This window comes from Parcubacteria group bacterium, from assembly GCA_041659505.1.
In the GTDB taxonomy this organism is placed as follows: Bacteria; Patescibacteriota; Minisyncoccia; order Moranbacterales; family UBA2206; genus UBA9630.
Window position 1 is genome coordinate 20,892 of record JBAZYF010000003.1, and the last position, 14,976, is coordinate 35,867.

At 41.9% G+C, this 14,976-nt stretch carries 13 protein-coding genes and 1 other RNA gene; all 14 read right to left on the reverse strand.

Translation table 11 applies throughout. The features are described 5' to 3' along the window. Positions 1-10: 10 nt before the first annotated feature. Positions 11-354: RNase P RNA component class A (rnpB, locus tag WC848_04365), an RNA gene on the reverse strand. Between the two features lie 153 nt (positions 355-507). Continuing rightward, a complete protein-coding gene (locus WC848_04370) occupies positions 508-3,186 on the reverse strand; it encodes a valine--tRNA ligase (GenBank protein MFA5961889.1) in 2,679 nt (892 codons plus the stop codon). 359 nt (positions 3,187-3,545) lie between these two features. Continuing rightward, positions 3,546-5,978 (reverse strand): phenylalanine--tRNA ligase subunit beta, encoded by a 2,433-nt coding sequence (gene pheT, locus WC848_04375; protein ID MFA5961890.1) that lies wholly within the window; start codon positions 5,976-5,978, stop codon positions 3,546-3,548. 3 nt (positions 5,979-5,981) lie between these two features. Beyond that, positions 5,982-7,013 carry a phenylalanine--tRNA ligase subunit alpha gene (pheS, locus tag WC848_04380; protein MFA5961891.1) on the reverse strand — a complete coding sequence of 344 codons (1,032 nt, stop codon included), beginning with the start codon at positions 7,011-7,013 and terminating at the stop codon, positions 5,982-5,984. A gap of 421 nt (positions 7,014-7,434) precedes the next feature. Further along, positions 7,435-7,740 (reverse strand): hypothetical protein, encoded by a 306-nt coding sequence (locus tag WC848_04385; GenBank protein ID MFA5961892.1) that lies wholly within the window; start codon positions 7,738-7,740, stop codon positions 7,435-7,437. A 2-nt stretch (positions 7,741-7,742) separates the two neighbouring features. Further along, on the reverse strand, positions 7,743-8,642 hold the full coding sequence (gene secF, locus WC848_04390) for a protein translocase subunit SecF (GenBank protein MFA5961893.1): 900 nt from the start codon (positions 8,640-8,642) through the stop codon (positions 7,743-7,745). Between the two features lie 192 nt (positions 8,643-8,834). Then, a complete protein-coding gene (gene secD / locus WC848_04395) occupies positions 8,835-10,517 on the reverse strand; it encodes a protein translocase subunit SecD (protein ID MFA5961894.1) in 1,683 nt (560 codons plus the stop codon). 231 nt (positions 10,518-10,748) lie between these two features. Continuing rightward, on the reverse strand, positions 10,749-11,222 hold the full coding sequence (locus WC848_04400; GenBank protein ID MFA5961895.1) for an NUDIX domain-containing protein: 474 nt from the start codon (positions 11,220-11,222) through the stop codon (positions 10,749-10,751). Further along, entirely contained in the window at positions 11,219-11,644 is a 426-nt protein-coding gene (locus WC848_04405) for an NUDIX domain-containing protein (GenBank protein ID MFA5961896.1), read from the reverse strand. Before WC848_04405 ends, WC848_04400 begins: the two co-directional genes overlap by 4 nt. A gap of 8 nt (positions 11,645-11,652) precedes the next feature. After that, on the reverse strand, positions 11,653-12,129 hold the full coding sequence (locus WC848_04410) for an 8-oxo-dGTP diphosphatase (protein MFA5961897.1): 477 nt from the start codon (positions 12,127-12,129) through the stop codon (positions 11,653-11,655). A 4-nt stretch (positions 12,130-12,133) separates the two neighbouring features. Further along, positions 12,134-12,610, reverse strand: coding sequence for an NUDIX domain-containing protein (locus tag WC848_04415; protein MFA5961898.1), 477 nt, complete (start codon positions 12,608-12,610; stop codon positions 12,134-12,136). Between the two features lie 17 nt (positions 12,611-12,627). Then, a complete protein-coding gene (locus tag WC848_04420) occupies positions 12,628-13,110 on the reverse strand; it encodes a GNAT family N-acetyltransferase (GenBank protein ID MFA5961899.1) in 483 nt (160 codons plus the stop codon). Positions 13,111-13,319: 209 nt separating this feature from the next. Continuing rightward, positions 13,320-13,532, reverse strand: a complete 213-nt coding sequence (locus WC848_04425; GenBank protein MFA5961900.1) for a hypothetical protein — start codon at positions 13,530-13,532, stop codon at positions 13,320-13,322. 49 nt (positions 13,533-13,581) lie between these two features. Then, positions 13,582-14,673, reverse strand: a complete 1,092-nt coding sequence (locus WC848_04430; GenBank protein MFA5961901.1) for a site-specific integrase — start codon at positions 14,671-14,673, stop codon at positions 13,582-13,584. Positions 14,674-14,976: the final 303 nt, after the last annotated feature.

Consider the following 14,976-nt stretch of genomic DNA (forward strand, 5'->3'; position numbering starts at 1 on the left):
ATCAAACATTTATCAAAGTAAATCTGTAAGCCGGATTCTGTTAAAAGTAATAATTTATCTAGCTCCGACGTTGCCGTCGGAGTCAAGCGGCACTTCCCGTATCTAATTAAAATACAGGACACGGCCTTGCATCCAGGTAAGGATTTAGCCGTTTCAACCCTGAAATTACTTCCAGGACTCACCCCACCAAAGCGGGGTGCCTTTATTATTGCTAATAAAAGCGTCTCTGCTCGCACCTCGCGGATCACTCCGTATGGGGGTTACCCATTACCCTTCCCCTGACTTGACGTCAGGGATGAATGTCCGGACTTTCCTCCCCGACGCGAACGTCGGGGCTATTACTCAATTTACTTTGATAAATGGCCAATTTAAGCCAATATTTGTCAAAATGTACTACCACATCCTTTTATAATCTTAGCACAATCTGGCAAATTTGTAAACCATACAAAAAAGACGAGTCAAATGATGACCCGCCACCTTCGATGGATTTATCCTGAATAGAGCTCCCTAATCCAGATTCCCCAATAATTCTTTCTGAATTTTTAACTTCTCGCCATATTCTTTCAGTTTAGTTTTATTGATCGCCACTACCTCGGCAGGCGCGCTTTGGATAAAATTCTTGTTTTTCAAAAGCGCATCAGCTTTGGCGACTAAATTTTCCAAATTAGAAATCTCTTTCGTTAGTCGGGTTTTTTCTTTTTCTACGTCAATGAGATCTGCGATAGCCAAAGTCAACTTAATATTTTTCTCAGCAATCACTACGCCCTTGAAATTTCCTTTTGACATGACGTCAATTTTTATCCTGGCCAGTTTTTCCAAAACTTCTTTGTTTTCAATTTTCTTAGAATAGGCCTGGATTATTTTCCCCGGATCGATATGATAGTTAGTGCGGATATTCCTGAGCTTAGCTACTGCTTGTTGAAGAGTGCCAAAATTCTTTTGAGCATCCTTGTCTAAAAGTTTTTTGTCTGCTAATGGCCATTTCTCGACCATTAACAATGCGCCGCCTCCGCTGAAGCTATAGCGTGCCAAGGAATCCTGCCAAATTTTTTCTGTCACAAACGGCGCAAACGGATGAGATAACTTCAAAATCTTATCCAAAACATAACCCAATACCTTTGAATTTTTTTCCAACTTATTTATCTCGACATACCAATCAGCAAAATCATTCCAGATGAATTTTTCCAGCGTCTCTCCGGCTGATGAAAACTTATACTCATTTAGATTTTTAGTAATCTCTTCGATAGTTTCGTGGAGTTGAGCGACGACCCATCTGTCAGAAAGTGATTTCAGATCGCGCTTTGTTATTTTTTCTACCAAAGCAAATTTATTGTCCGCGTGGTCACAGTAACGATAAATATTCCACAGCTTAGTGACAAAATTTCGGTAACTGGCAATCTTTTCTTCCGACAGGCGCATATCATTCCCCGGCGTTGAACCGATAAGCAAGGATAGTCTCACTGCATCTGCCCCAAATTTTTCAACCATACTTAATGGATCGATGCCATTACCTTTCGATTTTGACATTTTTTTGCCAAATTGATCCAAGACCATCCCATGCAGATAAACATTTTCAAAGGGAATTTCATCCAGCGCAAAAAGCGTCATCATAATCATGCGCGAAACCCATAAAGTTAGAATATCATAGCCGGTTTCCAAAACTTGAGTCGGATGAAACTTCGCCAAATCCCCTGTTTTAATGATTTTATACGGCTTGCCCGCCGTAGTTTTAACGGAGGTGGGCCAGCCGAGAGTAGAAAATGACCACATTCCAGAAGAAAACCAAGTGTCAAAAGTGTCTGGATCTTTGACCCAACCTTTACCTTTCGGCGCTTTTTCACCAACAAATATTTCTTTTTCCTGCTCGCCCGCCGTAGCTTTAGCGAAGGAGGGTTCACTGTTTCTATACCAAACCGGAAATTCATGCCCAAACCAGATTTGGCGTGAGATACACCAATCATGGAGATTGCTCATCCAATCAAGATAGCGTTTAGTAAAGCGATGCGGATGAAATTTTATCTTGCCTTTTCTGGCTACCTCCAAAGCTTTTTCCTTCAATGATTTTCCCTTGAAGCGTTTGAGTTTTTTGTCCACCGCCAAAAACCACTGTTCGGACGGAATCGGCTCAATGGTTGTCCCGCAGCGATAACAAGTCGCCAGATTATGGACATAGCCTTCTTCAATGTGATCAATTAGTCCCATTTTTTCCATATCCGCTACGATGGCTTTCCGCGCTTCCAGCGTCGTCATTCCGGCATACTTTCCACAATTCGCCATCATCTTACCATCTTCATCAATGATCTGCTTTAGCGCAATATTGTGCTTTTGGGAAATGGCATAGTCTGTGAAATCATGCGCTGGAGTAACTTTAATTGCCCCGCTTCCGAATTTTGGGTCAACCGCTCGATCAGCTACTACGGTAATTTCAAATTCTCCCAGTACTCCAGGAATCATAAATTTCTTGCCGACCATATCCGCATAACGCTTATCTCCTGGATAAACCGCGACGGCCGTATCGCCCAGTTTTGTTTCTGGTCGTGAGGTCGCCAAAACAAACGGACCGTATTTCAACCAATACAGTTTTCCAATTTCTTCCTTATATTCCACCTCGTCATCCGCCAAAGTCGATTTGCAACGCGGACACCAATTGACAATTCTTTTTCCCCGATACACCAAACCTTCGTTGTGCATATCCAAAAACATCCGCGTCACCGCTTTTTGTCTTTGCTTGTCCAGCGTGAAAGCTTCGCGCGACCAATCAAAAGATCCGCCCATCTTGCGCGCTTGATTAAGGATTGTCGCTTGCGTTACGCGCAAAAATTTCCAAACTTCTTTCAAAAATTCTTCCCGACCCAAGTCGTGCCGCGTCAATCCTTGTTCTTTCAAAAGCTTCTTCTCTACTACATTTTGAGTGGCAATCGAAGCATGGTCAGTTCCGGGAAGATAGAGCGCGCGATATCCTTTCATGCGGTGGAAGCGGATGAGTAAATCTTCAATCGCAATAATCGACGCATGCCCCAGATGCAGCTTGTCGGTAATATTTGGCGGAGGCAGAATGATCGTGTAGGGCTTGGCATTTTTCGGCAACTTTAAATTATCCGGATTGAACTTTCCAGATTTTTCCCAAAGCGCATAAATCTTGTCTTCGTATTTTTGGGGTTCGTAGGTTTTTGGAATTTCTTTCATTGATGATATATATTAAAAAAGTTTTTTTATAAGTTTTGGAGCGAGCTTGGCTAAGCATCGCCCCAATAATAGCGTCAGGGATTAAATATAGCGTTGTGATGCCATCTTACGTAAATCAAGTATCCCTTTGGCCGGGACATTTGTCGCATATCTATATTCCCGACCACATCCTTGACAAACTGGAGGACCATAATAATACACGCCCCGAAGAACGCTGCTCACACTTTTTGCGACCTCTCCTCCACAATCCTTGCAGATATTGTCTGGAAGCGGCGTACCTTTTTCTATCATCTCATCAAAAATAGAAACCTCAAAAAGCATCTTACACCTCCTTCTCAAAAAGAACAGTTGTTATTTTTTTATTTTCTTATCTCTATTTTCAAATTTTTATCCAATATCAATACAATCTTCTCCATCACCCCATCTATCTCTGCACTTTCCAATGTGCGGTCTTTGGCGCTCATTTCAATCCGGATGGCCATACTGTTTTTGGCTTCGAAACGATCAAACAGTGAAACACTGTCAACTAATTCGCCACCGATTTTTTTGACCAAAGTTTCAATCTCGGCATATTTTACCCCTCTTGGAACAATCATTGAAATATCGCGTGAGACAACCGGAAATCTATTGATCGGTTTATATTCCTTCGGCCCGCCGACTTGCCCGCCGGAGTTCTGATGAAGGAGGGAGCCTTGGCGAAGGAGGCCCAGATTGATTTGGGCAATCGCCAATCGCTTGCTAATTTTATAGCTTGCAAGCACTGACTGACTGATTTCTCCGACATAACCGACAACTTTTCCATCCAAGCTTATCTCAGCCGTTCGATTAGAATTCATAAACGAAGCTGGTTTTGTACTTTCCAAAAACTCCAGCTCCAAATTAGAAGCTTCTATAGAGGCTTCTATGGAATCCTCTATTGCGCCTTTAAGATTATAGAAAGTTTCTGAGTTGCTGTCGTTTTCGAGCACTCTTGCCAAGATCAAATTGCGATCTTCTGTGGGCTCGTTATTTTTCAGCGCGTAGCATTTGCCGATTTCAAAAATGCCAAACTCAGAAAAATTCTTGAGATTCTCGCGGACATTTTTCAAAATATTTACTGCCAGTTCCGCGCGGACAAACTGCTGATCCGGATTCATCGGGTTAGCCAGTTGCAAATGCTCCTTTTCCGAGAGACCCGTTTTTTTGAGATCATCGGCGCCATAAAAAGAATAATTATACACCTCGTCAAATCCAAGTCCGGTTAAAATATCCTGTATCTTTCTTTCAAAAAAAACTTGTTCATTAATTTTGGCTGGTAGAACTTGCGCGATCATCGGCCGCGGAACGATTTTTTCATAACCCCAGATGCGTCCGATGTCTTCGATCAAATCTTCCGGCGTCCGCAAATCCAAACGATAGGTTGGAATAGTACATTCAAGTAGTTTCTTTTTCTGCGCTTTAATTCCAAGCAAACTCAAAATATTCAAAACATCTTTCTCTGGTACTTTCTCACCCAAAAGCCGATTGGCATATTCCAGATCCAATTTGACTGTCCATGATTTAACTCTCTTGGGATAAATATCAATAACTCCTTCCAGTTTGCCATCGGCAATATGTTCTAGAATATCGATGACCCGCACTATCGCTTTTTCCGCCAAGTTCGGATCAATATCTTTTTCAAATCGATAGGATGAATCCGTATTCAGCCCCAGCGCCGTTCTTGTCTTTCTAATATTCACCGCATCAAAACTAGCCGCTTCCAATACGATTGTCTTAGTATTTTCTGAAATTCCCGAATCCTTGCCACCCATGATTCCCGCCAATGCCAACGCATAATCGCCATTCGTGATCAATAAATTATTCTCGTTTAATTTAATCCCGCTATCATCCAGCAAAATCAAATCTTCATTCTTTTTTGCTCTACGTACAATAATATGAGCCTGTTCAGAGCTAAGCTCTCGGCTCCGAGAGCTTAGCTCTGTGATTTTTTCTAGGTCAAAAGCATGTAGTGGTTGCCCCAGCTCAAGCATGACATAATTCGTCGCATCAACAACATTGTTGATCGGTCGCAAACCGCAAACTTCCAATCTGTCTTTCAGCCATTTTGGCGATTCTTTGATAGTAATATTCTCCATTACTGCGCCGATATATCTTTTGCACAAAACCTTGTCCTTGATTTCCACTTTTAGTTTCTGGCTTTTTTTGACTGGCAAAATCAATTCGTCAAAAGAATAGTCGAACTTCTTTTTTTCCAAAATAGCCAACTCTCGTGCTACGCCGACATGACTCAAAATATCATGCGCGCGATCCGGCAGAACCTTGATTTCCAAAACACTATCACTATTCATTCCAAGATATTTCTGTGCCGGCTCGCCCACTTTTGCTTTTTTATCTAAAATCAAAATGCCTGCATGATCCTTACCTAGCCCTAATTCATCTTCCGCGCACAGCATCCCAAAAGATTTTACACCACGGATTTCTGCTTCTTTAATTTCAAAATCACCTGGTAATTTTGTGCCAACCGTTGCCACTGGGACTTTTTGACCAACAGCAATATTTGGCGCACCACAAACGATTTGTAATTTACCCACAGACGAGGCATGCCTCGTCTCTACGACTGCAATTTGCAATTTGTCGGCATTGGGATGTTTTGTGATTTTCAAAATTTCACCAACAACCACGCCATCCAAACTAGAATTATTTTTTTCCAAACCCTCAATCTCAAACGAATGCATCGTCAAAAGCTCCGCCGCTTTTTCGGGGGATAATTTCGTCTGAGATAATTCCTTGAGCCAATTAAAACTGTATTTCATAATTTAAAATTGCCTAACAAACCTCAAATCCCCACTGTGGAAATACCGCACATCATCTATTTTATATTTCATCATCGCTAAGCGTTCCAAGCCAAAGCCCCAAGCAAAACCAGTGTAGGCATTACGTTTATAGCCCACCGCTTCAAACACATTTTGGTTGATCATGCCAGCACCGCCCAGTTCCAGCCATTTGTTATATTTACAAGCCTTGCAACCGACACCACCGCAAACCGTGCAAGAAATATCAAATTCAAAGCTTGGTTCCGTGAAGGGAAAATAGCTCGGTCTCAAGCGCACTTTGATTTCACGCCCAAAAAATTGCGAGAAAAAATCCTCCGCTACTTGTTTTAAGTGTCCAACGTTGATATTTTCTCCCACAATTAACGCTTCAAATTGATAGAAAGTATTGTCATGTGTCGCGTCTGATCCGTCACGGCGGAAACACTTACCCGGGACAATAATTCGCAAGGGCGGTTTATGTTTTTCCATATACTTCGCTTGCACGGCTGAAGTCTGTGTACGCATTGCCAAATTCTCTTTGTTTTTTTTATTTTTCAACCAAAAAGTTTCTTGCATCTCACGGGCCGGATGATCAGCTGGCATATTCAAAGCATCAAAATTGTAGAATTCAGTTTCAATTTCCGGTCCATCGGCGATTTCAAATCCCATTCCGGTAAAAATATCTTCAATGTCACGGCGCACGAGTGAAATCGGGTTGAGATGTCCCACGCCTCTTTTTTTGCCCGGGATCGTTACATCAATTTTCTCTTTTTCTGCGCTTGCTCCGACATTGGACAAATCGGCCTTTTTTCCGTTGATGATGGCCATAATTTCCAACTTGGTTTTATTGGCCAATTCACCAATCTGCTTTTTCTCCTCCGGTGCCAAATTTTTCAGATTCTTAAGAAAACCAACAAATTCACTCTTGCGTCCCAAATATTTTTTTTCCAACTCAAAAAGCATGTCACTGTTTTTGACCTTCTCAGTTTCCTCCAAAACCTGCTTTTTCACCTCTTCAATTTTTGATTTCAACATAGTATTATTCTAGCCTTAAAGCCTAAAAAAGTCAAAATAATAGGGCGTTGATAAGATGCAACGCCCCAGTCCTGACTTCGCAGGGTTAAAGATCTTCATAAAAAAAGTCCTTTTTTGACGGTGACAAAAACGACACTGCTCCCGCCAATAAGATGCAGAAATCACCTATGGCGAATCCGTAAAAGCATTCACTTAAGGCTAATAGTAGAATAAGACTTCCCCTGTAAATACAGAGTCGCTTATTTGCTCGAAAATACAACGACAAGAATTTATTCATAGCCGCCCTCCTTTCATGAACGCACCCAAACAAGCAGCCAACCGATAAAGAGCAAGAAACTAATTCTGCCTCCTATTATGCAATCAGAGTTAAAGAACAAACGCCATATATACGAAATGGCAAAAAATATATCTCCAAAATTGCCTATATTCCCATCTTTTCCTTGGCCAGTCTATATTGCTCCTCAGAAATTTGTCCGCTTTTTCGCATCATTTCCATCGCAGAAAGCAACTTATCCTTATTCTCCGGTTTCAAAACTTCTTGCATCATTTTAGCTTTTTCCTGCGGACTCATCCGCTCCATCCTTTTCATCGCCAAACGTTGCAGCATATTCATCTTGGGAGAATCATCGTCTTTCTTTGCGTCATCCGTTTTTACCGAAGCAGTTTGCGCGACACCAGTATTTTGATCTTCGGTTTGCTGATCATTTTTTTTAAATGGATTCCACATATCTATTTATTATTAATTTGTAAGTTATAACTCGTCACAAGCAAGGCTGAAGCGATAAAAATTGACGAGTATGTTCCGAAAGTCACACCAACCAGAAGCGCCAAAGAAAAATACTTGATCGATTCTCCGCCAAAAATATAGATTGCGAGAAGTGTCACGATCACGGTAAGTGAAGTATTGATTGAACGCACCAATGTTTCGTTGAGACTACGATTGACAATTTCCGGGAATTTTTCTTTGCTCGAACTGCGTTGCAAATTTTCGCGTGTGCGATCATAGACCACAATTGTGTCATGGACAGAGAAACCAAGAATGGTGAGCAAGGCCGCCACAAACGGCACGCCTACCTCTACGCCCCAGAAATGCCCCAAGACCGAGAAAACTCCAATAGTTATGAGAACGTCATGAACAAGCGCAATCACCGCTCCTGCGCCATATTTCCAAGATGCGACGGGATGAGAAACGCGCCGGAACGCCCAAGCGACATAAGCCATGATGCCCACGACTGCCCAAAAAATTGCCATCAATGATTTGGTTTTTAGCTCACTGGAAACGGAGGCATTGGCATAATCTGTCCGCAAATTTTGCGAGTCAGGATATTTTTCCAAGAGCGTCGAGAGAACCGTCTGATTGATCTTATCATCCTCAGAGGCATACCGGATCAGCACGGAATTATTTCCCGTCGATTGCAAAGTAAGACTCTTGAGATTTAAATCCTTGAGCGTCTCTTCTAGTTCCTGATTAGCAGGAACCTGATTTTCAAATTTCACTTCCATCAAAGTTCCGCCGGTGAAATCGATGCCATATTTCAACCCCCAAGTGAACAGCGCCATAACACTAAGCACGGTAAGGGTGATGGAAAAAATATAGGCGTATTTGGTTTTGGAAATTATGTTGAGCATAGATTTTTTAATTTATATATCCCCTTCTCCATTAGGGAGAAGGTGGCCGAAGGCCGGATGAGGGAGGAGCCTTTTAACAATCAATCAACAATGTTTATATATAGCTTTTCTTATTTAATAGTGCCCTTTTCCCTCACCTGTCACGAGTACGTGACATCCTCTCCCTAAGGGCGAGGAGGATGTTTCGCAAAATTATATACTTTCCTTCTTAGCTCCCACCAACCACATCTTACTCTCGATCCATGGTCCAAGGATAAAACGCAGAATTGTTCTGGTAATCACCACAGCTGTAAACATCGAAGCCAGCACTCCAATGATGAGCGTCACAGCAAAGCCTTTAACAAACCCCGTTCCCATTTCCACCAGAATCAAGGCTGTGATGATCGATGACATATTGCCGTCCAAAATTGAAGTCCAGGCGCGCTTGAAACCTTCCTCAACTGCACTCAAAATATTGCGTCCTTTGCGCACTTCTTCTTTAGTCCGCTCAAAAATGAGAATGTTGGCGTCCACCGCCATTCCGATCGAAAGGACAAAGCCAGCAATTCCAGGAAGGGTGAGTGTGATTTGCCACGGCGTAAAGCCAGATAATTTAAAAATACTAATCATCAGCGCGGAATAAATGAGGAGTGCAAAAGAAGCAATCAACCCCAGGAAACGATAATAAACAAGCATAAAAATAATCACGAGCATTAGACCAATCAATCCCGCTTTCAGACTTTTTTCCAATGATACTTGTCCCAGTGTTGCTTCCACTGATTGCTGGCCTACCAATGTGATTGGTACCGGCAAAGCTCCCTCATTAAGCCTCTTGACCAATTCCTTAGCCGTTTCAACAGTATAGCTCCCAGTAACAACCGCTTCGCCGTTTAGAATTTCACTCTGCACGGTCGGCGCGGTAATTATCTCCCCGTCCAAAAAAATGGCGATCCGTTTTCCGATATCACGTTTAGTAATCTCCGCAAACAACTTCGTTCCCTCATCATCAAATTTCAAAGATACTTCTGGCTCGGAAAGTCCCTGGCTCTTAAATTGCACGCTAGCACTTTTGAGATTTTTTCCAGTTAGGCCTGTTGCCATCCAATCGGTCTGTGGCTGAGGCTGAGTTGTTTTCAGGATCAAAATATGCGCACTCTTGAACTCTTGATTATCTCCCTCACCTCTAATCTCAATCTTTTTGATGATATGCCAACCATATTGAGATTCGACAAGTTTCGGATAAATCTCTCCGTCCTTAAGGCTTGGGTCAAAAACGGCATTTTCATATTCTGACACAAAAGATCCTTTTTTCATAAAATCATAAACACCACCATTATCTTTCGATCCTGGATCTTGACTGTTATCTTTGGCAAGTTGCGCAAAATCCGCCCCAGCCAATGCTTTTTTCAAAATATCCTCCGCCTTGGCTTTCGCCTCCGCATTGGTTTTATCTAAAACATCTTGAGGTATTTGCTCCGGAGTAGTCTGGCTTTCTTCCTTGAACTCCAAAAATGGCGTTTCGCTGATCATTTTCTTGGCCTCATTAATGTCTTTCACTCCAGCCAACTCCACTACTAACCTCTGCTCTCCGCCAGATTTAGTTGTGTACACAACCGGCTCCGCCACGCCAAATGCATTGACGCGCCGTTCGATCACGTCCTGGACCGCCTGCATCGCATCTCCGACCTGAGAACTGTCAACTTGAGATGTGTCCGCCTTATATTCCAAATGGATTCCGCCCTGCAAGTCCAAGCCAAGATTGATTTTTGGCTTATTTAGGACATCAAAAAGCTTCGGTATTTTCGAAGCGGCCTGCGGATAAGCGATAAACCCAGCGACAACCGCCAGGACAATTACTAAGCTAAATTTCAATCTAAGTTTCTGTCTGTTATTCATAAATTCTATTCTACCTGAATCTGAGAGTTTGGCAATAGTCAAACTTTATATCCCCTTCGCCCTCCGGGAGAAGGTGGCCGTAGGCCGGATGAGGGTAAGGGCTTTTGATATATTTTCTACCCTTAGTTAAAAAAAATTATCATTGTTAACAACACCCTTGCCCTCACCTGTCACGTGCTCGTGACATCCCTGCCTACCGGCAGGCAGGCTCTCCCGAAGGGCGAGGAGGCATTAGCTATGGCTATCTACCAAAAACCGATTCGCTTTTTCCAGTACTTTTTTCGAATTCAAATTACTCACGCGATTATAAGCTTGTCCATATTCCATCCAAATATAATCGCGATGTTCGGGAGACAATGTGATTGCCGATTGATTCGTCTCGGCTAAATAGTAAAGCACTTTTTTGAAAATCCACCAACCGCGTCCGGCTTTCAATCGTTTTTCTTTTTCTTCTCTTTTTGCCACATAAAAATATTTTTCTTGTCCTAAAAAACCAGGAATGATTTTTAGTTCAGTGATACCCGTTTCTTCCTGCGCTTCTCGGCGCAAGGTCTTCTCATCAGTTTCATCCGCTTTATCCACCTTCCCTTTAATGAAACCCCAATGCCCGCCCAAATAACGCAAAAGCAAAAACTTAACTTTTTCGCCTTCCCGCCGATAAACAACCGCCCCGATTGATTTTTCAAAAGTTATGATTGTGTTCATTTTTTTGATAGTTTAACAAACTCTTTGATGCCACTTAAAGTGTCAACTGTATTTATTTCCTCATTAGAAAACCACTTAACCTCAGAAACTTTCTTATCTCCCGGAACTGGCGTTCCCTTTTTTAGCTTCGCTTTATAGCAGAAGACTAATACATGCTGACTATCGCCATCAGATCTTGGCCAGATTGTCGATTGGACACAAGGGATTAATCTCACAATTTCAATCTCGCATCCAATTTCCTCCATGCACTCTCTTTTGATCGCCTCTTCAGGCGACTCGCCATAATCAATTCTACCGCCAGGAAACTCCCACTTTCCATCCGCAGAAGGGATGAGCGGATCGACACGTCTTTGAAGTAAGATCTTCCCTTTGGCATTTCTGATAAGCGCAATAACCACGCTTAATTGTCGTTTACTTTCCATCAGCTCTTTTATTTAAAATTATCCACGATTTCTAAATTATGTTCCAAAATTCCTGGTGTTTTTTCGCGACTAAATAAAAATCTGCCCTGAAATTTTTTCCCTGCTAAAAACAGTGGGAGCCACATTCTGTCGTCCGGCCACATTTCGTCAAAGGGTATGCAATCAACGTCAAACCATTGCGGTTTCATCTCATCGGTTTCACTTGGCGCACCGCTGAAGTCTTCCGCATAAAAAATATGCACTTCGAGAATTTCCGAATTACCTTGAATTTCAAAATCCAAGACGCCTCTTTTTACCAGATTTTCAACCGTCACGCAAGATTCTTCTTGCATTTCTCTTTTCGCCGCCTGCTCGATCGTTTCACCCGCGTCCACTTTTCCTCCAAATCCGTTCCACTTGCTCGCGCCAAATCCATACTTTTTCCTTCCCAGAAGGATCTGATTATCTTTCCTCAACAAACAAAGTGTTAGGATTTTTTTGGACATCTTTTTATTTTTTAATCCACTTCTCTAATTTATCCAAAACATCAGAAAATCCCGGTAAAATTTTTAAGCGTTTTGTTTCTGATAATTTTATCCAACGATAATTCTTTGCTTCCCAGTCTAGTTTGATTTTATCCGTCACCACTTCCACTAAGATTGGGTGCACGATCCAAGTTTTTTTGTATTTCGGCGCATCCTGATGAAAAATTTCTCCCAGCTTGAAATCTAAAATGTTTCGACTCGCCATCCCCAACTCTTCTCTCAGCTCTTCTCGAATTTTCTGCTTTAAACTCTTTTGATCATCCAAAAATCCCGACACCCCATTCCAATATTCCGGATAAAAATTCAGTTCCTTGGTTCTTTGCACAATCAGAATTTTGTCCTGATATTTCAAAACACAATTGATCACCGGCGCCCACCGCGCATTCGTGAAATCAACTTGGCCAGGTTTTGGTTTGAATTTTTTAATTCTTTCGTTTTTCACGATTTTCTCCAGTTTATTTACCTGTTTATTTCTAAAGTCAGGCTGTAATCCTTAAAGCCCAAACTGTGATAAAATTTTATCGCCTTCTCGTTCTGGATTGAAGCATTAACAGAAATACAATCAGCCTTTTTCTCCTTGCACCAAACTAAAAATTCTTTCGCTAATTTTTTTCCAATTCCCTTGCTCCTAAATTTTTCATCAACAAACATATTGTCCAATTCCGCATATTTCAGGATTATTCTATATGTATAGGGCGAAGACTTGAAACTTCCACAAAGATAACCAATAATTTTTCCATTATCCGCAGCAATAATTGAAAAACCGTTTTTATCAGTAATATTCTTTTTAAAATATGTTCTTCCTATTTTTCCATAAGTCCACTTTAAATCTAGCTTTTTATCATATTCCTTACGTTCTTTTTCAAACAAGTCCAAATTTAATCTTAAAATATCTTCAAGATCTTTGATAGTTGCACGTCTGACTAAAATATCGCTTTTCATAAGCTATTTCCCACAACATTTTTTATACTTCTTCTAGTATAGAAAGTGTTGCAGGGGTTTTAGTGGCTGTAAAATTTGCCCGTGCGTCGATTCTCGACTGCTCGTCTGCGAGGATGCGCAACCGAATGATTCGATGTTTGTTTGTTGTGCTTTATCCCTCGTGGACGAGTAGGCGAACTGTGATTTTCAATGTTCCTATTGGTATATTACTATTTTGTCAGTTTCTTGTCAACTTTTTTGGAAGTGGATAACTTTTCATGATCTCTCACCGCTTCCCATACCCAGGTGTGACTCCTTTTGAAGCCATACAATTCCTTGAGCATTTTAGCGGCGGTGCGCGTATCAAAACCTTGCTTATACAGGCGCACCGCTTTTTCTTTCATCTCGTTTATTTGCTTTTTTTTGAATATTGATAGTGGCATATAAGTGTTAATATTATGTACTGCTATTATACGCCTCTGTCAACTTATGTCAAGTTGCGTATTGCGGATAAGGCACTTTTCCCTTGAACTGCTGGGCAAAATAATTTGCCTGTTGCTCAAGATTTTTGGCTGTGACCGATTCCTTATCTTTGTCTTGGTTCTGGACGAAAGTCATGAATCCTTGAAGAGCTTTGCCGAATCCTGGATCAGCTTGCTTTTCGACGAACCTATCTTTATTGTCCCCGAGAAACAGTCGCGCCCGCTCTTCTAATTCTTTGCCACGCATCATCGTGTATATGGTCGTGCTTTGTATTGAAGAGTGCCCGAGAATATTCATCACGTCCGATGTTGATCCGCCGCTTTTGATGATGTGATGGCCACGGTGATGTCGGAAGCTGTGGGCGTTCATGTAGGGCATTTCAGCTTTATTGCAATATTTTCTGAGCATCTCGCCCAATCCTTTGATGGAAAATCTTTGTCCATATTTCGAGCTGGTGGCCGATACGAAGAGCGCCTCCGGTTCGTCGAACTTCACTTTATTATCAAGGTGTTTTCTTTTCTCAAGCCAGCGCATCAGATGATCGTTAGTGGCCTTGGTCCAGAATATTTCCCGAAATGGCCGGCGCGATTTCGCCTTTTCCGTCCGAATGATGGCTCTCATTTCGGTAAGATCCAGATCATCCTTGTCGATTGAGCATATTTCTCCGTTGCGCGCACCTGTGTCCCATAGCATGCCGATAATCGCAAGGTTTCTGATATGGCGCGGATCGTTGGAATCTTTCGGAATAACCGAGATAAGCTGGTCGAATTGTTCGTCGCTTGCCACGCGCGGAAGTTTCATTACTTTGTCCGGAATCGGGATCAGTTCTTCGTCGATCACTTTGTACCCCTGCAGGCGATAAAATTCGAAGAACTTGCGGAGCGCCATGCACTTTCCGACAAAACTGTTTCTGTCCCAGCCGAGATCCGCCATACCATTTAAGTATTCCATCACGTTATTCAGCGTGATGTTTTCGATTTCGGGATTACGAAGAAATAGGCAGAAGTTTTTCAGCTCGCGGTCGTAACCTCGTACTGTTTCTTTTTTAACTTTGAATTGTCTCCAATTTGAAAATTGAATAATCGCTTCTTTTGTTAGCATATAACATAATGACTCTCTCGGGTGCGATTCACGATGAATTCGTGTAGCTTCCACGCGTTTTTTGTAAAATTTTAAATTCATAGTATCGCATCCTCAGCTCCAAGGCTGTTGCTTCTTTTTCGAGAAACAATGAGATGAGTATTTTTAAAATTAATGTGTTTGACGAAAGACTTTTCGACGATGTCTTCCGCTATGCCAAGCGAAACACTACTCCCCCGCGCCAAAGAAGTCAAACGCGATTGGCATTGCGCTGTTATCTTACAAAAAGAGTTATGCATTTTTAGTAAAAATTGTCAGAAGCAG

What these genes read in the sequence shown, in the direction of transcription:
- secD (MFA5961894.1), bottom strand. Translation starts at nt 10,517, where the DNA reads ATGAATAACAGACAGAAACTTAGATTGAAATTTAGCTTAGTAATTGTC.
- WC848_04370 (MFA5961889.1), bottom strand. Translation starts at nt 3,186, where the DNA reads ATGAAAGAAATTCCAAAAACCTACGAACCCCAAAAATACGAAGACAAG.
- WC848_04410 (MFA5961897.1), bottom strand. Translation starts at nt 12,129, where the DNA reads ATGTCCAAAAAAATCCTAACACTTTGTTTGTTGAGGAAAGATAATCAG.
- WC848_04385 (MFA5961892.1), bottom strand. Translation starts at nt 7,740, where the DNA reads ATGTGGAATCCATTTAAAAAAAATGATCAGCAAACCGAAGATCAAAAT.
- secF (MFA5961893.1), bottom strand. Translation starts at nt 8,642, where the DNA reads ATGCTCAACATAATTTCCAAAACCAAATACGCCTATATTTTTTCCATC.
- WC848_04425 (MFA5961900.1), bottom strand. Translation starts at nt 13,532, where the DNA reads ATGCCACTATCAATATTCAAAAAAAAGCAAATAAACGAGATGAAAGAA.
- pheS (MFA5961891.1), bottom strand. Translation starts at nt 7,013, where the DNA reads ATGTTGAAATCAAAAATTGAAGAGGTGAAAAAGCAGGTTTTGGAGGAA.
- WC848_04405 (MFA5961896.1), bottom strand. Translation starts at nt 11,644, where the DNA reads ATGGAAAGTAAACGACAATTAAGCGTGGTTATTGCGCTTATCAGAAAT.
- pheT (MFA5961890.1), bottom strand. Translation starts at nt 5,978, where the DNA reads ATGAAATACAGTTTTAATTGGCTCAAGGAATTATCTCAGACGAAATTA.
- WC848_04430 (MFA5961901.1), bottom strand. Translation starts at nt 14,673, where the DNA reads ATGCTAACAAAAGAAGCGATTATTCAATTTTCAAATTGGAGACAATTC.
- WC848_04400 (MFA5961895.1), bottom strand. Translation starts at nt 11,222, where the DNA reads ATGAACACAATCATAACTTTTGAAAAATCAATCGGGGCGGTTGTTTAT.
- WC848_04420 (MFA5961899.1), bottom strand. Translation starts at nt 13,110, where the DNA reads ATGAAAAGCGATATTTTAGTCAGACGTGCAACTATCAAAGATCTTGAA.